16 protein-coding genes are annotated in these 19,204 nt (G+C 65.5%); 11 read left to right on the forward strand and 5 right to left on the reverse strand.

Annotated features, from left to right (window positions below):
• The first annotated feature begins 31 nt into the window (after positions 1 to 31).
• On the forward strand, positions 32 to 910 hold the full coding sequence (locus EZM81_RS01310) for a PHB depolymerase family esterase (protein ID WP_169052273.1): 879 nt from the start codon (positions 32 to 34) through the stop codon (positions 908 to 910).
• A gap of 84 nt (positions 911 to 994) precedes the next feature.
• Here the strand turns inward: EZM81_RS01310 and EZM81_RS01315 are convergent, their stop codons facing one another.
• The 3 genes from EZM81_RS01315 to EZM81_RS01325 are packed head-to-tail and all read right to left on the reverse strand — an operon-like array spanning position 995 to position 3,092.
• Complete coding sequence (locus tag EZM81_RS01315) at positions 995 to 1,462, reverse strand: CinA family protein (protein ID WP_135447440.1); 468 nt, start codon at positions 1,460 to 1,462, stop codon at positions 995 to 997.
• Positions 1,459 to 1,965 carry a phosphatidylglycerophosphatase A gene (locus EZM81_RS01320; RefSeq protein ID WP_135447003.1) on the reverse strand — a complete coding sequence of 169 codons (507 nt, stop codon included), beginning with the start codon at positions 1,963 to 1,965 and terminating at the stop codon, positions 1,459 to 1,461. The genes EZM81_RS01315 and EZM81_RS01320 overlap by 4 nt, the downstream gene beginning before the upstream one ends.
• On the reverse strand, positions 1,962 to 3,092 hold the full coding sequence (locus EZM81_RS01325) for a bifunctional 2-C-methyl-D-erythritol 4-phosphate cytidylyltransferase/2-C-methyl-D-erythritol 2,4-cyclodiphosphate synthase (RefSeq protein WP_136644507.1): 1,131 nt from the start codon (positions 3,090 to 3,092) through the stop codon (positions 1,962 to 1,964). Before EZM81_RS01325 ends, EZM81_RS01320 begins: the two co-directional genes overlap by 4 nt.
• Positions 3,093 to 3,276: 184 nt before the next feature.
• Here EZM81_RS01325 and dusB point away from each other — a divergent pair, with 184 nt between their 5' ends.
• The 9 genes from dusB (at position 3,277) to hflX (ending at position 15,182) form a co-directional block, all read left to right on the forward strand.
• Positions 3,277 to 4,254 carry a tRNA dihydrouridine synthase DusB gene (gene dusB, locus EZM81_RS01330; protein ID WP_371685707.1) on the forward strand — a complete coding sequence of 326 codons (978 nt, stop codon included), beginning with the start codon at positions 3,277 to 3,279 and terminating at the stop codon, positions 4,252 to 4,254.
• A complete protein-coding gene (locus tag EZM81_RS01335; RefSeq protein WP_240783898.1) occupies positions 4,251 to 5,351 on the forward strand; it encodes a nitrogen regulation protein NR(II) in 1,101 nt (366 codons plus the stop codon). Before dusB ends, EZM81_RS01335 begins: the two co-directional genes overlap by 4 nt.
• A complete protein-coding gene (locus tag EZM81_RS01340; RefSeq protein ID WP_136644508.1) occupies positions 5,352 to 6,716 on the forward strand; it encodes a response regulator in 1,365 nt (454 codons plus the stop codon). It begins immediately after the preceding gene.
• A 98-nt stretch (positions 6,717 to 6,814) separates the two neighbouring features.
• Positions 6,815 to 9,088: a PAS domain-containing sensor histidine kinase gene (locus EZM81_RS01345; protein ID WP_136644509.1), complete on the forward strand. Its 2,274-nt coding sequence runs from the start codon at positions 6,815 to 6,817 to the stop codon at positions 9,086 to 9,088.
• 4 nt (positions 9,089 to 9,092) lie between these two features.
• On the forward strand, positions 9,093 to 10,484 hold the full coding sequence (locus EZM81_RS01350) for a sigma-54 dependent transcriptional regulator (protein ID WP_135446994.1): 1,392 nt from the start codon (positions 9,093 to 9,095) through the stop codon (positions 10,482 to 10,484).
• An 87-nt stretch (positions 10,485 to 10,571) separates the two neighbouring features.
• Positions 10,572 to 11,948, forward strand: a complete 1,377-nt coding sequence (trkA, locus tag EZM81_RS01355) for a Trk system potassium transporter TrkA (RefSeq protein WP_135446992.1) — start codon at positions 10,572 to 10,574, stop codon at positions 11,946 to 11,948.
• A complete protein-coding gene (locus EZM81_RS01360; protein ID WP_136644510.1) occupies positions 11,948 to 13,462 on the forward strand; it encodes a TrkH family potassium uptake protein in 1,515 nt (504 codons plus the stop codon). The genes trkA and EZM81_RS01360 overlap by 1 nt, the downstream gene beginning before the upstream one ends.
• A 155-nt stretch (positions 13,463 to 13,617) precedes the next feature.
• Positions 13,618 to 13,851 (forward strand): RNA chaperone Hfq, encoded by a 234-nt coding sequence (gene hfq, locus EZM81_RS01365; RefSeq protein ID WP_008028786.1) that lies wholly within the window; start codon positions 13,618 to 13,620, stop codon positions 13,849 to 13,851.
• Between the two features lie 56 nt (positions 13,852 to 13,907).
• Positions 13,908 to 15,182 (forward strand): GTPase HflX, encoded by a 1,275-nt coding sequence (gene hflX, locus EZM81_RS01370; protein WP_248298099.1) that lies wholly within the window; start codon positions 13,908 to 13,910, stop codon positions 15,180 to 15,182.
• Positions 15,183 to 15,201: 19 nt separating this feature from the next.
• Here hflX and EZM81_RS01375 read toward each other — a convergent pair whose 3' ends face one another.
• Complete coding sequence (locus EZM81_RS01375) at positions 15,202 to 17,664, reverse strand: penicillin acylase family protein (protein ID WP_136644511.1); 2,463 nt, start codon at positions 17,662 to 17,664, stop codon at positions 15,202 to 15,204.
• Between the two features lie 62 nt (positions 17,665 to 17,726).
• Here EZM81_RS01375 and EZM81_RS01380 point away from each other — a divergent pair, with 62 nt between their 5' ends.
• A complete protein-coding gene (locus tag EZM81_RS01380) occupies positions 17,727 to 18,608 on the forward strand; it encodes an NAD(P)-dependent oxidoreductase (protein ID WP_256371600.1) in 882 nt (293 codons plus the stop codon).
• 34 nt (positions 18,609 to 18,642) lie between these two features.
• Here EZM81_RS01380 and EZM81_RS01385 read toward each other — a convergent pair whose 3' ends face one another.
• A complete protein-coding gene (locus EZM81_RS01385; RefSeq protein WP_135446983.1) occupies positions 18,643 to 19,203 on the reverse strand; it encodes a YSC84-related protein in 561 nt (186 codons plus the stop codon).
• Position 19,204: the final 1 nt, after the last annotated feature.

The raw sequence follows: 19,204 nt of genomic DNA on the forward strand, positions 1-19,204 counted from the left end.
GTTAATGGGAAATTCAGCGAACGAGGGTTCCATGCGTATCGTCGCCGTGTTCCTGTCCCTGCTGCTTTCCGCCTTGCCCGCCTCCGCCGAGACCGTGCGGCTTGGCGATCGCTCCTACGAAATACAGCTGCCCGCCGAGCCGCGCGGCGCACCGCTGATCCTGGCGCTGCATGGCGGGGGTGGCAATCCTGTCCAGTTCGCCCGCAGTTCCGGCTTTGGCCGGGCTGCGGTCAAGGCAGGATACGCCGTAGTCTTTCCGGCCGGCACCGGCCGGCGGGGCGACCGACTGCTGACCTGGAACGCCGGCTACTGCTGCGCGTCGGCCGCCCGGAATCGGGAGGACGACCTCGGGTTCCTGGCCCGTGTTGTCAAGGACGCACAGGGCCGCTTCGGTCTTGGCGCCTCGGTCTACCTTACGGGCATGTCTAATGGCGCGATGATGGCCGAGACCTTCGCTGCCCGGCACCCCGCGCTGGTGACGGCCGTCGCGGCCGTGTCGGGCACGATGGACACAGGCTCGATCCGGGTCCGCGAGCCGGTGCCGGCGCTGATCATCCATGGCACGGCCGACGCCATGGTGCCCTATGCTGGCGGCAAGGGCGCTTCCTCGCTGACGCGCACCGAGTTTGCCTCGGTCGCCTCGGTGGTGCGGGCATTCCTCGCCCCCTGGGGCAGCGGTCTGGAGCAAACCGACCGGCAGATCGACCGTCGCGACGACGGCACCTCGGTCACGGTGACGGACTACCAGAAGCAGGGTCGCGTGATCTTGCGGCTGATCACGATCGAGGGCGGCGGCCACAACTGGCCCGGTGGACGCAAGGCAGGGCGTTTGCCCGCCAATGACGGTGCCGTGACACAGGAAATCGACGCCAACGCAGAAATCCTGCGCTTTTTCGCGACGCATCCGTGATTTCCCGGTCAGACAGCCCGTTTCATGCAGTCATCGCCTGCGGCCCTGCTGGCGTGGTGACGCAATCGACGTGGAGGGGGGAACCTAAGCCAAGGCCATTGCCAGCAGGCGCAGAGCATGCGCCGTCGCGGCCTCGCGCACTTTCGGGCGGCCAAGTGCCCCGAACTCCACCGTCTCGCACAATGTCGGCCGGCCACGGCGGGCCAGAGCAAAGCAGACCCGGCCCTCGGGCTTGAACTCCGATCCGCCGGGGCCCGCTATTCCGGTGATCGACACGGCCAGATCGGCGGCTGAGCGCGCCAGCGCGCCATCGGCCATTTCTCGCGCCACCGGTTCGGATACCGCGCCATGGGCCGACAGGGTCTCGGGCCGGACGCCCAGCATTTCGACCTTGGCGGCGTTGGAATAGGTGACGAAGCCGCGGTCGAAAACGTCGGATGATCCTGGAACATCGGTCAGGGCCGCCGCAACCATGCCGCCTGTGCAGCTTTCCGCCGTGGCGATCCGCAGACCCCAGTAGCGCGCCTGCGCCAGAAGCTCGGCCACCTTCACCCCAGCCATGGCTGCACCACGCCATGCCAGAGGCCCGCCAGCACGACCGAGACGATCCCGGCGAAAAGCCCCGCCCAGATGTCATCGAGCATCACCCCCGTCGTGCCCCCCATCCGGTCGGCCCGGCCCGCAAGCCACGGCTTCCAGATGTCGAACAGGCGGAACAGAAGGAAGGGCACCAGCCAGCCCGGCCATGCCCCAAGCGCCAGTCCCGCGACCCCGTGCCACCACAGGGGCAGGACGGTGAAGCACAGCGCCAGAAGCTGACCCGCCACCTCGTCGATCACCACTTCCGAGGGGTCCTCGCCCCCCGTGGCCCGCAGATAGGGCGGCACCGCCCAGAACCCGGCCAGCACGGCCAGCACGAACCCCGCCGGCACCAGAAGCGCCAGCCCCGCCTCATAGGCCACGACCGCCAGCGCGACGGTGACCGCGCTGGCCCAGGTCCCGCTGGCGGGCCGCAGGTAGCCCACACCGAAGAAGGTGGCGATGGTCGTGCTCATGGTCTCACCAGGGTTGCCGTGGCAAGGGCGGCGATGCCTTCCTCGCGGCCGGTGAAGCCCAGCCGTTCCGAAGTGGTCGCCTTGACCGAGACGCGGCCCGGCCCGACGCCCATGATCCGCGCCAGTTCCGCTTGCATCTCAAGGGCATGCTGGCCGATCTTCGGGCGCTCGCAGACCAGCGTCACGTCGCAGTTGCCCAGCTCATACCCCCGCGAACGGGCCAGGCCCATGGCATGGGACAGGAAGATGTGGCTGGGCGCGCCCTTCCATTGCGGATCGCTGGGCGGGAAGTGACGGCCTATGTCGCCCTCGGCCAGGGCACCGTAGATCGCGTCGGTCAGTGCGTGCATGCCCACATCTGCGTCGGAATGACCCAGAAGGCCCTTGTCATGCGGCACCCGCACCCCGCACAGCCACACATGGTCACCTGCGCAGAAGGCATGCACGTCATAGCCGTGGCCCAGCCGCACATCCATGTTGCGCCCCTTCAGGATTGCCTCGGCCCGCGCGAAATCGCCCGGCCAGGTCAGTTTCAGATTGCTTTCCTCGCCCTCGACGATGGTCACGTCAAGACCTGCGGCGCGGGCGACCTCGACATCGTCGGCCGCCCCACCCGGATGCGCAAGATGTGCCGCCAGGATCGCCGCAAAGCGGAAGGCCTGGGGCGTCTGTGCGCGGTAGAGGCCCGCCCGGTCCAGCGTGCCGGTCACCCGCCCCCCCGCGCCGCGCCAGAGCGCATCCGAGATCGCCAACGCAGGGGCCGCGCCCTCGCTGTCGTCCAGCGCTGCCACCAGCCGGTCGATCAGTGCCGGCGAAACCAGCGGCCGGGCCCCATCATGGATCAGCACCTTGTCGATCCCCGACCCCTGAAGCGCCCGCAGCCCTGCCAGAACCGAGGCATCGCGCGTTGCCCCGCCCTCGACCAGCCGGACCGAGGGCGGCAGGTCAAGCGCCTCGGCCCTGCCGCGGTCGTCGGGATGGATCACCAGCACCACTGGCAAACCGGCAAATGCCGCCAGCGTATGTGCCAGCACCTGGCGGCCGGCGAGCATCTGCCATTGCTTCGGCACCTCGCCCCCCACGCGGCTGCCGCGCCCGGCGGCAACGATGATGACGGCTGTCTGCATGCGACATTCCTTTTCCTGAACCTCCCTAATCTCTCTGTCCGCGCCTGACAATCTGGCGTGAGGTGGTGAGGATCTGCCTAATATTTGTGCATCGCATGTTTTTCAGCCATTATGGAGGCGTCGTTGCCTTGGACCTGATCACCGGGCGGGGTAACACAGTGCAAACTTCACAAGGAAAAGGCTGTTGCCGCTGCCCCTAGGCTCACTGACGCTGGATCCTCCCATATTCCTGGCCCCGCTGGCCGGGATCACCGACCTGCCGTTTCGCCGGCTTGTCGCGCGTTTTGGCGCGGGCCTCGTGGTCAGCGAGATGGTGGCCAGTGCCGAAGTGGTCCGCGCCCAGCCCGAGGCGCGGGCGCGGGCGGAACTGGGGTTCGGCGAACAGGCGACCTCGGTGCAGCTTGCAGGGCGGGATCCGCACTGGATGGCCGAGGGCGCGAAGTTCGTCGAAGGGCAGGGCGCACGGATCATCGACATCAACATGGGCTGCCCCTCGAAACGGGTGACCACGGGGCTTTGCGGCTCGGCGTTGCTGCGCGACCTCGATCTGGCGCTGCGGCTGATCGAGGCGGTGGTGAAGGCGGTCAAGGTGCCGGTCACGCTGAAGACGCGCCTCGGCTGGGACGACAGCCTGCACAACGCGCCAGAGCTTGCGCGTCGCGCGGAAGAGGCGGGGGTGCAGATGATCACGATCCACGGTCGCACCCGCTGCCAGTTCTACAAGGGCAGTGCCAACTGGGCGGCCATTCGCGCCGTGAAGCAGGCCGTCCGCATCCCCGTCATCGCCAATGGTGACATCACCGATACCGCGACCGCGCGCGAGGCCCTGCGCCTTTCCGGTGCCGACGGCATCATGATCGGCCGCGGGGCGCAGGGCGCGCCCTGGCGGCTGGCGCAGGTTGCGCACGACCTTTACGGCACGCCGGCCCCGAATATCCCTGACGGGGGGCAGCTTGGCCGCATGATCCTTGATCATTACGACGACATGCTCACCTTCTATGGGCGCGAGCTTGGCCTGCGGATGGCGCGCAAGCACCTTGGCTGGTATCTGGAAGAGGCGGGCCTGCCCCATGCACGCGAGGCGATCCTGACCTCGACCGACCCGGCCGAGGTGATCCGGCTGATCGAACTGGCCTTCGCCGATCTGGAGTTGGCCGCATGACCCCCGCCTACCGGATGCCCTATCCGGTGCCCGGCGTGGTCTGGGCCTCGCTGCCCTTGCCGGCGCTGCTTCTGGACCGCGACGCAAGGATCCTGGAGGTCAACCCCGCGGCCGAGACCTTTCTGAACACCTCGGACAAGGCGCTGCGCGGCCAGCCCGCCTTTGACCGGCTGGCGATCGACGCGCCAATGGAAGAGGCGCTGGCCCGCGCCCGCGCCAACCAGTCGCCGCTGAACATCAATGATGTGGACGTGACCTCGGGCGAACGCCCGCCGGTGCAGTGCACGATCCATTTGGCGCCGATGCACGACAACCCCGACGTGGTCATGCTGATCCTGTCCCCGCGCGAGATCGCCGACCGGCTGGGCCGGTCGATGGGGGTCAAGACGGCCGCGCGGTCCGCGATCGGCATGGCCGAGATGCTGGCGCACGAGATCAAGAACCCGCTTGCCGGCATTTCCGGCGCGGCGCAGCTGTTGTCGATGAGCCTTGCGCCTGAGGATCAGGAACTGACCGATCTGATCGTCGAGGAGACCCGTCGCATCGTCAAGCTTCTGGAGCAGGTCGAACAGTTCGGCAACCTGCGGCCCCCTGACCGCAAGGCGGTGAACATCCACGACGCGCTGGACCGGGCGCGACGCTCGGCGCTCGTCGGCTTTGCCGCGCACATGACCATCGTCGAGGATTACGACCCCTCGCTTCCGCCGACCTTTGCCGACAGCGACCAGCTGATGCAGGTGTTCCTGAACCTGATCAAGAACGCCGCCGAAGCCTGCAAGGATGGCGGCACGATCCGGTTGCACACCTTCTATGACCTTTCGCTGCGCCTGCGCCGCAAGGATGGCGCCTCGGCCGCCTTGCCGCTGAACGTGGAAATCATCGACGACGGCCCGGGAATCCCCCCCGATATCGCTGCGAACATCTTCGAGCCCTTCGTTTCGGGCCGCGAGAACGGCACGGGGCTCGGGCTGGCGCTCGTCTCCAAGATCATTTCCGACCACGAGGGCTGGATCAGCGTCGATTCCGTCCCCGGTCGCACAGTGTTCCGCGTGTCGCTGCCCATGGCGCCACGCGACAGAAGGAAGGAAGCTGAATAGATGGATGGCACCGTCCTTGTCGCAGACGACGACCGCACGATCCGCACGGTCCTTACCCAGGCCCTGACCCGCGCGGGATGCAAGGTCCATGCAACTTCTTCGCTGATGACCCTGATGCGTTGGGTGGAAGAAGGGAAGGGTGATCTGGTGATCAGCGACGTGATCATGCCCGATGGCAACGGGCTGGATGCGTTGCCGCGCATATCAAAGATGCGTCCGGGGCTGCCGGTGATCGTCATCTCTGCCCAGAACACGATCATGACCGCGATTCAGGCCGCCGAGGCCGAAGCCTTCGATTATCTGCCGAAGCCCTTCGACCTGCCGGACCTGATGAAACGGTCCTCCAAGGCACTTGAACAGCGACGCCGGGTGCCCAAGGTAGTGGTCCAGCCGCGCGAGGCGGGCGACGACCTGCCGCTGGTGGGCCGCACCCCGGCGATGCAGGCACTGTATCGTCTGGTCGCGCGTGTGATGAACACCGACCTGGCCGTGCTGATCACGGGCGAATCCGGAACGGGTAAATCATTGATCGCAAAAGCGATTCATGATTTCTCCGACCGTCGGACACTGCCCTTCGTCGTGGCCCAGGCCGCCGATCTTGCCGGGATCGACGGCCCCTCGGCCCTGCTGGCGCGGGCGCGGGGCGGTTCGATCGTTTTCGACGAGGTCGCCGATTATGACGATGACACCCAGGCCCGCGTAGTGCGGATGCTTGATCTGCTGGGCGACAATGCCCCGCGCGTCATGGCGACCAGCCAGTCGGACCTTGCCGCGAAGATGGAGGCCGGCCAGTTCCGCCAGGATCTGTTCTATCGTCTGGGCGGCGTGACCCTGCATGTGCCCAGCCTTCGGGAAAGGGTGGACGACATTCCGCTGCTGGCCGAACACTTCCTTGCGCGTGGCGAGCGTGATCTGGGCGCGATGCGGCGCCTTTCGCCCGAGGCGACCGACCTGATCCGCGCCTATTCCTGGCCGGGCAACGTTCGACAGCTGGAAAACACCATCCGCCGCCTGCTTGTCACCGCCTCCGAGGCAGAGATCGCCCGCGGCGAAGTGGAACAGATCCTGGGCAACCAGCCCGGCCCGGAGCCCCGGTCCGAAGGCGTGGCGGGGGAAAAGCTCTCGGCCTCGGTGGCGCGGCATCTGAAGCGCTATTTCGATCTGCACGGCGGGCAGCTGCCGCCGCCCGGCGTCTATCAGCGCATTCTGCGCGAGGTGGAACTGCCCCTGATCGAGATCGCTCTGGACGCCACCGCCGGCAATCAGGCGAAATGTGCCGATCTTCTGGGCATAAATCGCAACACGCTGCGCAAGAAGATCACCGATCTGGACATTCGTGTGACCCGTCGCCGCAAGTTGATGTAAGGACGCAACGGTCCGTGTGTCTTTCGGGTTTCACAGATCGCACCGACTAGATATAGTGGCGAAAGGCGGAAAAACCGTCGGCCAACGGGCAGATTCGGGTGGATCGCGCAATCCAGAACGACGTTTGGGCACGCTTCTCGCGCCTGCGGCGGCAACGCCGGGTGCAGACTGCGGTCACACTCGGAGTGGTTTTCCTGGGTCCGGTGCTGGCGGTGGCCACCTTCCTGGCGCTGGGCCCCTTCAACCAGGACGCCGCCTCTCCGACCCTGCGGCTGATATTGCTGTCGGATCTGATCTACGTCCTTCTGGTCGCCGCGCTGGTTCTGGCCCGTGTCGTGCGGCTGATCGCCGACCGCCGCACGCGTTCGGCGGGGTCGCGGCTGCACATGCGGCTGTCGGGCGTCTTCATGCTGATTGCACTGATCCCGACCGTTCTTGTCGCGGTCTTTGCCGTTCTGTCGATCAACATCGGGCTTGAGGGCTGGTTTTCGGAAAGGGTCCGCTCGGTCGTCGGATCCTCGCTTTCGGCCGCACAGGCTTATGAAGCGGTCCAGCGCGAGGATCTTGCCGCGGACGCGAACGCACTTGCCGGCTATCTGAACCGGGCAAAGCAGCAAAGCGTGTTTCTGCGCGACGACCAGCTGCGCCCGCTGCTTTCTCAGGCGCAGCAGGTGATCCAGCGCGGCCTGAAGGAAGCTTATCTGGTCGATGGTACAGGCGCGCTTAAGACGCGGGGTGAACGATCCTACCTGTTCGGGTTCGAGCCGCTGACAGCGGAACAGCTGCGCCTTGCGCGCGAAGGCAACACCGTCCTTATCCCCGACTGGGCCAACAACGAATTCCGGGCCCTGGTCTTTCTGCCTGCCTATACGGACCGTTACCTTTATGTGACGCGCGAGGTGGATGGCTCGATCCTCTCGCTGCTGGACGAAACGCAGGAAACCGTTCAGCTCTACAACCAGCTGGAAAGCGAACGTGGGCGGCTTCTGTTCAATTTCGGTCTGATCTATCTGGGCTTTGCGCTGATCCTGATCCTGGCCGCCGTCTGGCTTGGCCTCTGGTTTGCCGAAAGGCTGTCGCGCCCGGTGGGCCGGCTGGCCGGTGCTGCGGAACGGGTGGGCGGCGGCGATCTGGACGTGCAGGTGACTGAAGAAGAGAGCGACGACGAGATCGCCTCGCTGGGGCGCCTCTTCAACCAGATGACCCGGCAGCTCAAGGGGCAGCGCGAGGCGCTGGTCGAAAGCCACCGCCAGACCGAAGCCCGGCGCCGCCTGTTCGATTCGGTACTGTCCAACGTCACGGCCGGGGTGATCGGGCTGGATGCGGATGGCGACATCGACTTCGTGAACCGCGCGGCGGAACGGTTGCTTGATCTGTCCGACGGCCAGTCCGACATGCCCCTTGCGGCTGCTGTCCCGGAATTTGCCGCTCTCTTCGACCGGCTGCGCGAAAGCGGCAGCAATGCCGTGCAGGAGGAAGTGCGCCTGACCCGCAAGGGCAAGCTGGAAAGCCTGCTGGTGAGGATGAGCACGCGACGCAGCGATCAAGGCGGTCTCGAGGGGTATGTGGTCGCCTTTGACGACGTGACCGACCTGGTCAGCGCCCAGCGCATGGCGGCCTGGGGCGATGTGGCACGCCGCATCGCGCACGAGATCAAGAACCCTCTGACCCCGATCCAGCTTTCGGCCGAGCGGATCAGGCGCAAGTTTTCCACCCAGGTTCGCGACCATGAGGATCTGGAGCAATATACCGATGTCATCGTCCGGCAGACGAACGACCTGCGCCGGATCGTGGACGAATTCTCGAAATTCGCGCGCATGCCGGAACCCGACCGCCGCGACTGCGACCTGGTGGAACTGCTGAAGGGCGCTGTCCTGTTGCAGGAAAACGGCCAGCCTGGGGTCCGCTTTGTCAAAAGCATCCCGAATACCCCGCTGCCGATTGAACTGGATGCGACCATGATCGGCCAGGCATTGACGAACCTGATCAAGAACGCGGGTGAAGCAATTGAAACCTATCAGGAAAAGGGCGCATCGACCGGCTTTGTCCCGGAAATCCGTGTCACGTTGATGGTTGACGACGGCGAAGCGGTGATCCGCATCATGGACAACGGTATCGGCCTGCCCCCCGACCGGGCGCGCCTGTTCGAGCCCTACGTCACCACGCGCGAAAAGGGCACCGGCCTGGGCCTGCCCATCGTCAAGAAGATCATCGAGGAACATGGCGGGACACTGGCGCTTCTGGACGCACCGGTGTTCGACGGGTGCGACCACGCCGGCGCCATGGCCGAAATCCGCCTGCCGCGCACCACGCGTCGCAAGGCACGAACGTATGTCCCGCCCGAGGTTGCCGCGGCAGGACAGGGAGGGTGAGTACATGAGCATTCTGATCGTCGATGATGAACAGGACATCCGCGAACTGATCGGCGACATCCTGCGCGATGAAGGCTATGCCGTTCGGCTTGCAGCCAATTCCGACCAGTGCATGGCGGAAATCAATGTTGACCCGCCCTCGCTGATGATCCTCGACATCTGGCTGAAGGACAGCCGGATGGACGGGATCGACATCCTGAAGGCTGTGAAGCGCGACAATCCCGATATTCCGGTGGTGATCATCTCGGGCCACGGCAACATCGAGATCGCGGTCGCCGCGATCAAGCAGGGGGCCTATGACTTCATCGAAAAGCCGTTCAACATCGACCAGCTGATGGTCGTCGTGGGGCGCGCGATGGAGACGTCGCGCCTGCGGCGCGAAAACCAGGAACTGCGCCGCCGCGATGTCGCTTCGGCCGAGATGCTGGGCAGCTCTGCCGCGTTCAAGGCCCTGAAGGCGAACCTCGACAAGGTCACCAAGTCGAATGGCCGGGTGATGCTGACGGGCGAACCGGGGTCAGGCAAGGAAATGGCGGCCCGTTACATCCACAGCAATTCCAGTCGGGCCTCGGCTCCCTTCGTGGTCGTATCTTCGGCCACCATCGAACCCGAGCGCATGGAAGAGGTGCTGTTTGGTCGCGAAACCCCTGAACGGGGCGTAGAGCCCGGTCTGCTGGAGCAGGCGCACGGTGGTGTCATCTATTTCGACGAGGTAGCCGACATGCCGCTGGGCACGCAGTCGAAGATCCTGCGCGTGCTGACCGAACAACAGTTCACCCGGGTGGGCGGCGCCGACAAGGTGCGGGTAGATCTGCGCGTGATTTCCTCGACCTGCCGCGACCTGCGGGCGGAAATCGGCATGGGCCGGTTCCGCCAGGAACTTTACGACCGGCTGAATGTGGTGCCGATCACGGTTCCGTCGCTTGCGGACAGGCGCGAAGACATTCCCGAACTTGCCCGTCACTACATCGACTGGTTCCACAAGACGCAGGGGCTGCCTGCTCGCGACCTGACGCCCGAGGCCGAAACCATGCTTCAGACCATGGCTTGGCCCGGCAACATCCGCCAGCTGCGCAATGTCATCGAGCGGGTGCTGATCCTTGGCGACAGCACCGGCCCGATCGAGGCGCACGAGTTGCCCGGCAACGAGCCCCGGCCCGAGGCCGAAACAGGAATCCTGTTGTCCGGCGCGGTTGCAGCACTGCCTCTGCGCGAGGCGCGCGAACTGTTCGAACGCGAATACCTGCTGACGCAGATCAACCGGTTTGGTGGCAATATCAGCCGCACGGCCAGTTTCGTCGGCATGGAACGCTCGGCGCTGCACCGCAAGCTGAAATCGCTTGGTGTGGTGGGTGCAAACCGCGGCGGGCGCGGACTTGGCGACTACGACGAATGACGGGGCGCAGGGGCCAGGCGGCCTTTGGTTGACCCCTGTCGGCCGATCTGACATGCAGAGATCCGACGACGGCGCGCGGAGAGACTCATGAAGGTGATCATCTGCGGGGCAGGCCAGGTCGGCTGGCAGATCGCCCGCCACCTGTCCGGGGAAAAGAACGACGTCACCCTTGTCGATATCAATACCGATCTGGTCCGCCGCGCGACCGATACGCTGGACGTGCAGGGCGTGGTGGGCTTTGCCAGCCACCCTGACGTTCTGGAAAAGGCAGGCGCGCGCGATGCCGACATGCTTATTGCCGCAACCCATTCCGACGAGGTGAACATGGTCACCTGTCAGGTGGCCCATTCGGTCTTCAACATCACCCGCAAGATCGCCCGCATCCGCGCGCAGAACTATCTGTCGGCCCTGTACAGCGACCTGACCAACCAGGATCGCCTGGCCATCGACGTAGTCATCAGCCCGGAACGTGAAGTCGCCGAGGCGGCGCTGCAACGGCTTGCGGCGCCAGCTACGTTCGATACCGAAAGCTTCATGGGCGGCCGCGCCCAGCTTCTGGGCCTTGCGCTGGACGCCGAGTGCCCGGTGCTGAACACGCCGCTGCGCCAGCTGAACGAACTGTTCTCGACCCTGCGCGCGATCGTCGTGGGGATCCGCCGCGAAGGCAGGCTCTTTGCCCCCGATCCTGGCGACCAGCTTTATGCCGAGGATCAGATCTACGTCTTCACCCATGTCGAGGACGTGAACCGCGCACTGGAAATCTTCGGCAAGAAGACGAAGAAACAGGAACGCATCGTCATCATCGGTGGCGGCAACGTGGGTCTTGCCGTGGCCCGCGCGCTGGAAACCCGCACCGACCGGATTCGTGCCAAGGTGATCGAGAAGGACCGTGCCACCGCCGAGCACGCCGCCGACACGCTGGAGCGCACGATCGTCCTGCACGGCGACGGGATGGACATCGACTTGCTGATGGAGGCTTCGATCGACCGGGCCGACGCGATCCTGGCGGTGACCGACGACGACAAGACGAACCTTCTGGTATCGGTCCGGGCCAAGCAGGCGGGTTGCCAGATGACCATTGCGCTGGTGAACGACCCCACGCTTGCGCCGCTGATGGCGCCGCTGGATATCGACGCCTACATCAACCCGCGCGCTACCACCGTTTCCTCGATCCTGCGCCATATCCGGCACGGTCGGGTCCGTGCGGTCTATTCCATCGGTGATGCCGAAGCCGAGATGATCGAGGCGCAGGTCCTGACAACATCGCCCTTGGCCGGGCGGCTGATCCGCGACATCGAATTTCCGGAGGGGGTTCTGGTCGGGGCGGTGATGAAGGGCGAGAAGGTTCTGAAGCCCACGGGTGATCTGCGGATCGAGGCGGGCGATGTTATCGCGCTATTCGCAATGGCTGGCGACGTGCCTGAGGTGGAGCGCCTGTTGCAGGTCTCCATCGACTTCTTCTGATGTGGACGCGCCTGTCGGAGCTTCCGCTGCTGGTCGTGCTGATCGGCCTGACCGGCCTGCTGGCCCTCTTGCCGGCAGGATATGCCGTGGCGGTTGACCAGACCGCTCTTGGGAGAAGCTTCCTTTACCCGGCTCTGATCATCCTGATCGGAACGACGATGCTGGGTATTGCCACCGCGGCCTTCACCCCTCGCGACCCGGCACGCAGCCATCTGGCCGCCTTGGTCGGGGCCTATGTCGTCCTTCCGGTTGTCATGGCGCTGCCGATGAAGGAGGCCGTGCCCGACACCCGGTTCCTGAACGCCTGGTTCGAGATGGTCTCGTCCTTCACGACGACCGGGGCTACGGTCTATCCGCCAGCGCGCCTGCCGGATGCCGTGCATCTGTGGCGCGCCACGGTAGGATGGTTCGGCGGTTTCCTGACCCTGCTTGCCGGCTATGCGATCCTGGCGCCGCTGAACCTGGGTGGGGCCGAGGTCGCCACCGGCCGGGTTCCGGGGCGGGGTGTGCTGGGCGCGGGGCAGATGGGCCGCGGTGCCGATCCTTCCGACCGGCTGACCCGTTTCGCCCTTCAGCTTTTCCCGATCTATGCGGCGCTTACGCTGGCGCTGTGGGTGCTGCTGATGATCGCAGGCGCCTCGGGCGTGACCGCGCTGATCCACGCGATGGGAACACTGTCCACTTCCGGCATCTCGGGGCAGACAACGCTGGCTGCCAGTGGCGCAGGTTACGTTGGCGAGGCGCTGATCTTCCTGTTCCTCATCTTCGCGATCACGCGCCGGGCCATGCCCGGCACCGGCCTCGCCGAGAACCGCCGCCCGCTGTCCGGCGACCCCGAACTTCGTCTTGCCGGGCTGGTCCTGGGGACCGTGACGCTGATCCTGTTCCTGCGCCATTGGGTCATTGCCGACGAGGCCGGTTTTGCCGTGGACGAAGATCAGGCGGTGGCCTCGCTTTGGGGTATCCTGTTCACGACGGCCTCCTTCCTGACCACGACGGGCTATGTCGGTGCCGACTGGCAGACGGGCGCGGCGTGGTCCGGCATCGGCACGCCCGGCCTTGTGCTGATGGCGCTGGCCATCGTCGGCGGCGGCACGATCACCACGGCTGGCGGCGTCAAGCTGCTTAGGGTCTACGCGCTTTTGCGCCATGGCGAACGCGAACTGGAACGGATCATTCATCCCAATTCCCTGGGCCATGGCGGTCCCGAGGCACGACGGTTGCGGCGCGAGGGGGCACAGCTTGCCTGGGTCTTCTTCATGCTGTTCGCAGTCTCCATCGCGGTCACGGTGACCATTCTGTCCATCCTTCGCGTCGGGTTCGAGCCTGCCCTTGTCCTGGCGTTGTCGGGCCTGACCACGACGGGGCAACTGGCCAGTCTGGGCGCCCCGCAGCCGATTGCCTATGGCGATCTGTCTGACGCGGTGAAGGCCGTGCTTTGCCTTGCGATGATCGTTGGCAGGCTTGAGACGCTGGCTCTGCTTGCGCTGATTCTGCCTGTCCGGGGGCGATGATCCCACCGCTGCGTAACAGCCTGATTTTTGCGCTGGAATCTCCTTGCAAGGCGATTCATACTCTGGTCTGACCGTCTCTGGCGGTGCCGACAGGGGGGATCGGTCAGAACGCCCCACGCGACAGTGAAGCGACAGAAAAACAAGGCAAAAAAGCAATGGCCGCCGACAAGCAAAATCTGCAGGACGCCTTTCTCAATCATGTGCGGAAGGCGAAGGTTCCCGTGACGATCTTCCTGATCAACGGGGTCAAGTTGCAAGGCGTGATAACCTGGTTCGACAACTTCTGCGTGCTTCTGCGCCGCGATGGCCAGTCGCAGCTTGTCTACAAGCATGCGATCTCGACCATCATGCCGGGCGCGCCGATCAGCCTTTATGAAGGGGAAGACTGATCGCACAAGACCCAAAGGATGATGACGATCTCCTCGCCGGGCGCGAGGGTGGGCGGTTGCGTGACACGGCTGCAAGGCCGACGCGGGCCTGGGTGCTTCATCCGGCGCTTAAGTCCGCTGGTGGGCGCCGCCTGCCGGAACACGGGCTGGCCGAGGCCGTGGCACTTGCCAGCGCACTGCCGGAGCTGCAGGTCGTCGGCTCCGAAGTCGTGCGCCTTGCGCGTACCCATCCGGGCACGCTGCTTGGTTCGGGCAAAGTGCAGGAGCTGAAACAGAAGTTCAGGGATCAGAAGATCGACCTGGTGCTGGTCGATGGCACCGTCTCGCCCATCCAGCAGCGGAACCTGGAAAAGGAATGGGGCGTCAAGCTTCTGGACCGCACCTCGCTGATCCTGGAAATCTTCGCCGACCGCGCCCGGACACGCGAAGGGGTACTTCAGGTCGAACTTGCCGCGCTGTCCTACCAGCGCACCCGCCTTGTCCGCGCCTGGACCCACCTGGAACGGCAGAGGGGCGGCTTCGGATTCGTCGGCGGTCCGGGTGAGACGCAGATCGAAAGCGACCGCCGGGCGATCGACGATCAGGTGGTCCGTCTGAAGCGCCAGCTTGATCAGGTGGTCAAGACGCGCGAACTGCATCGCGCAGCCCGCGCCAAGGTGCCTTTTCCCATCGTCGCGCTGGTGGGGTACACCAATGCCGGCAAGTCCACGCTGTTCAACCGGATCACCGGGGCGCAGGTCATGGCCAAGGACATGCTCTTCGCCACGCTCGACCCCACGATGCGCGGCGTGACGCTGCCTTCGGGGGCCAAGATCATCCTTTCGGACACCGTGGGCTTCATCTCGGACTTGCCCACGCAACTTGTCGCCGCCTTCCGCGCGACGCTGGAAGAGGTGCTTTCAGCCGACCTGATCCTGCATGTGCGCGACATAAGCCACCCCGAGACCGTGGAACAGGCCGCCGATGTGACCGACATCCTCGCCAGCCTGGGCGTGAAGGAGGACACCCCGATCATCGAGGTCTGGAACAAGCTTGACCTTGTTGATGCTTCGCAGCGCGAGGCACTGGTTGCACAGGCGGCGCAAAGGCCGATGGTGCTGCCGGTATCGGCCCTGACCGGCGAGGGGGTGGATGCCCTGCTTGCGCTGATCGCGCGCACCCTGGACGAGGACCGGAGCGAGGCTGTCCTGACGGTCCCCTTCGATCAGGGCCGCAAGCGCGCCTGGCTGCATGAGCAGAACATCGTTCAGTCCGAGACCGAGACCGATGATGGCTGGCGGATTACCGTCCGCTGGACCGCACGGCAGGAAAACCGCTGGCAGCGACTTTAGCGCCGCGATCGGCCCAGACTCATTCGGCGGGCGTCAGCACCATGACGCCTGCTGCCGCTGCGCGGGCAAGGTCGGGATCCAGCGACATCGGGATGTATTCGCCGCGCCGCCACAGTTCGCCCAGGTCGTCGTAGTGCCTGCTGAGCGGATGGCCCGACTGGCCGGTGGCCGTGATGAACACCGAACTGTCGGGATCGGCAAAGTCATAGACCCCGCGATAGCCAGCTGAATGCACGTTCTGATAGGGCTCGGGCCCGGTGCCGCGCGTGACGCCGCGCATCAGCGTATCGTCGCCGCCGCTGGTGGATTGCCGGATGTTGACGAAATATTTCAGGATCGGCACCTCGCCCAGCACAGGGTGGTCGTGGGTCGCCTGATGCGCATCGCCCCAGCGCCAGCTTTCCAGATTCGGGCCATAGCGTTCCGTCAGCCGCAGCAGGGCCTCGTCCAGCGCGATGCGGGCAATGTCGGTGCAGGTTTCGATCGCCGCCGACTGGATTACGTCGCACCATATACTGGCGCCGCCCACGTTGCGGTAGACCCGTTCGATGAAGACCGGAGAGATATGGGTGAAACTGTCGGCCATGGCGCCCAGTTCGTCCCGGATCAGCCGGTCCATCAGGGCGCGCAGCCAGGCTTCGGCAATCAGGGGTTCTGGCAGATGCTCGTTCATCTCGCCATTCCATTCCGCCAGCAGAATCAGGGCGCGCTGGCGCAGCCGTTCCGGCGTGCCCTCGGGTGCGGGTTCGCCTGTGAACCACAGGTCCGCCCCGATCAGCGGCAAAAGGGCGCGCGCCGTCGGGTTCACGGTGTCAAGCTGCGCCTCGATGAAGCTTTCCCGTGTATGGACGCCCCGCGCGCGCATCAGCGTCAGCCAGCGCTGGATGCGCTGGGTGTCACCCCAGTCGAAACTGACGTGTTCGGGAAAGGGCCGATCCACGGTCTTGTTGTTGGTGTTGCCCAGAAGGCCCGAGTCCGGGTTCACGAAGCGCGGATTGTCCTCGTACGGCAGGACGCCGCGGAACCCGGCGGCCGGGCTCGCGCCCAGTACCGGCAAGCGGCCCTGCGACGGGTGTGCGGGGTCGCGCGCGGGCATCGCACCAACAAGCTGCATCGCGATCCCGTCCGTGTCGGCCAGCATCAGGTTTTGCGCCGGGGCGACATGCAGCCGCCCGGCCTCCAGCGCCTCGGCGACCGAGCCCGCGCGCATCAGCCGGATCGCGGCAGTCATCGAGGTATCGGCCCCGTTCAGTGCCGTCCAGGCCAGGGCAGCCACATGGCCCGGAGGCGTAACTGTTCCCAGGTTGAACTGCCCGCCGGTCATGATGGGCCCGTTGCGCGACCAGCGCAGCGTCAGGGTGACCGGTTCGGCATCCTTGACCGTGATGATCGTCTGCCGGCTGTCGAACCGGGCCCAGCCATCGGGTGTGCGGTATTCCTCGGGGTTGGCCGGGTTCACTTCCTCGATCAGTACGTCCTGGTCGTCCAGGTAGGCGGTGGTCAGGCCCCAGCCCAGCCGGTCGGACCGGCCGACGATCACTGCGGGAACGCCCGGAATCGTGCCGCCGATGACGCCGCCGGTCGAAAGTTCCAGCCGCGCCAGATACCACAGCGTCGGTGCGGTCAGCCCAAGATGGGGGTCGTTGGCCAGCAGGCTGCCGCCTGCCGCCGATCGTCCCGGCATCGCGGCCCAGGCGTTCGAGGCCCCCGCCTGGCCCGGCGCTGCGACCGGCGAGAAGGGTCCAAGTGCAAAATCGAGAGGATCTGACTGTGGCGTGACACCCGGCACCAGATCGGCATAGTCGGGCAGGGCGGCAACGCCTTGTCCCGGATCATCGGGCAATATGTCTGCCAGCCTGTCAGGTGGCAGCAGCAGCGAGACCCGCGCGCGCAGAACCTCTTTCTGGGCCGCGTCGGTCAGCTGAAGGGCCATCAGCTTCAGGATTGCGATCGAATCGGCGGGGGCCCAGGCCGATATCTCTGGCGAGAACAGGAAGAATTCGGGCGCGCCGCGGCCACGGGCGCCCTTGTTCACCTCGTTGATCCAGGCGTTCACGCCGGCGGAATAGGCCTCGAGCGCGGCCAGTGTCTCGGCGTCCTGCGCCTCTACCGACTGAAGCGCCAGCTGGTAAAGGTCCAGCCGTCGCATCAGTTCGTCCACCGCCAGCGTCGCGGGGCCGAACAGTTCCGACAATCGCCCCTGCGCCGTGCGACGCAGCATCGTCATCTGCCAAAGCCGATCCTGCGCGTGGACAAATCCCAGCGCGAAATAGACGTCGCGATCGGTCTGGCCAAAGATGTGCGGCACGTTGTCGTTGTTGCGGACGATCTCGACCGGGGCGGAAATCCCGCGCAGGGTGAAGTCCTCGTTATAGTCCACTAGCGAACGCGACAGGATCCAGTAGGCCAGCAGAACGGCGACGACGCCCAGGACGATCCCCCCGGTGACGAATCTCATCAGCCAGCGAAAAGCGGTCAGCATCGGGCCCTGTCCTTGACGGCGGAAGCGTGATCGGTTCCTAGTCGATCACCCTGGCAAGGGCAATCAGCGGGGAATCGGACATGGCGAAAGTTGCGTTTCTTGGCCTTGGCACCATGGGCTTTCCGATGGCGGGGCATCTGGCGGCCAGGGGGCACGACGTTGCCGTCTGGAACCGCACCGCCGCGAAGGCAGAGGCCTGGCTGCAGCGCCACAAGGGCCGGCATGCCGCCACCCCTGCCGAGGCCGCCCGCGGGGCCGAGTTCGTGATGGCATGCGTGGGCAACGACGACGACCTGCGTGCTGTCTGCTCGGGGCCGGACGGCGCCTTTGCCGGAATGACGCCTGGGGCAATCTTCATCGACCACTCCACCGTTTCGGCCACGATCACCCGCAAGCTTGCCGCTCAGGCGGCGACCGGTGGGATTGCATTCGTGGATGCCCCTGTCTCGGGCGGACAGGCGGGGGCCGAGAATGGCCAGCTTTCCATCATGTGCGGAGGCGATCCGGCAGACTATGCCCGGGTTGAGCCGGTTCTGGCCACCTATGCCCGCATCTGCCGTCTGATCGGGCCTTCCGGGTCGGGCCAACTGGCCAAGATGGTCAATCAGATCTGCATCGCCGGGTTGTTGCAGGGCCTGTCCGAGGCCCTGGCCTTCGGCGAAAAGGCGGGCCTCGATGGTGAGAAGGTGGTCGAGGTGATCTCTCAGGGCGCGGCCGGGTCGTGGCAGATGGTCAACAGGCACAAGACCATGCTGAAAGGCGAATTCGACTTCGGCTTCGCCGTGGACTGGATGCGGAAGGATCTGGCCATCTGCCTTGCAACCGCCGACGAGATCGGTGCACGGCTTCCGGTGACCGCGCTGGTGGACCAGTTCTACAAGGACGTGCAACTGATGGGTGGGGGGCGCAACGACACCTCCAGCCTGATCCGGCGCCTGAGATAGTCTCAGGCCCGGCGGCGCGCGGGGACCGCACGCCTTACGGAATGATACGGGTGTATTTCGTTCCGCCCAGCGTCGCACCCGCGATCAGGCCCTGCTGGCCGAAGACCAGTGCAATGACGGGTTCAAGCTCGGTTGTTTCCTTGCCGATCGAGGCGCCCTGTTCCGGGGTGGCATAGCGCACATCCGCCCCCACTGCCCAGCCCGACGAGCGGCGGAAGGTTTCCAGTGCATCCTGGGTCATGAAAAACAGGGCATGGGCATATTGCTGTGCGCCGATCTGGAGCCCGATCGTCCCCTTTGCGGCAGCATAGTAATCGACGGTCACGCCCTGAATGCGCAGCGCGCCGCGGCCATAGGCCCCGCCGATGCCGAAACCGGCCTCGGTCACGAGCGGCATGTAAAGCACCCCTGCGGCGCGCGCAGCAAGATCCTGCGTTCCGGGATAGCGCTGGAACAGGAAGCGTTGCGTCGCATCCACACGAGCATCGATCTGCGCAGCGCCGTTCGATCCCACGCCATTCGCGCATGCTGCAAGGCCCAGTGCGCCTGCGCCCAACACCAGACCACGTCGCGTCATGCCGTTTCCGATGGTCATT

The organism is Tabrizicola sp. YIM 78059, from assembly GCF_004959785.1.
Lineage (GTDB): Bacteria > Pseudomonadota > Alphaproteobacteria > Rhodobacterales > Rhodobacteraceae > Tabrizicola > Tabrizicola caldifontis.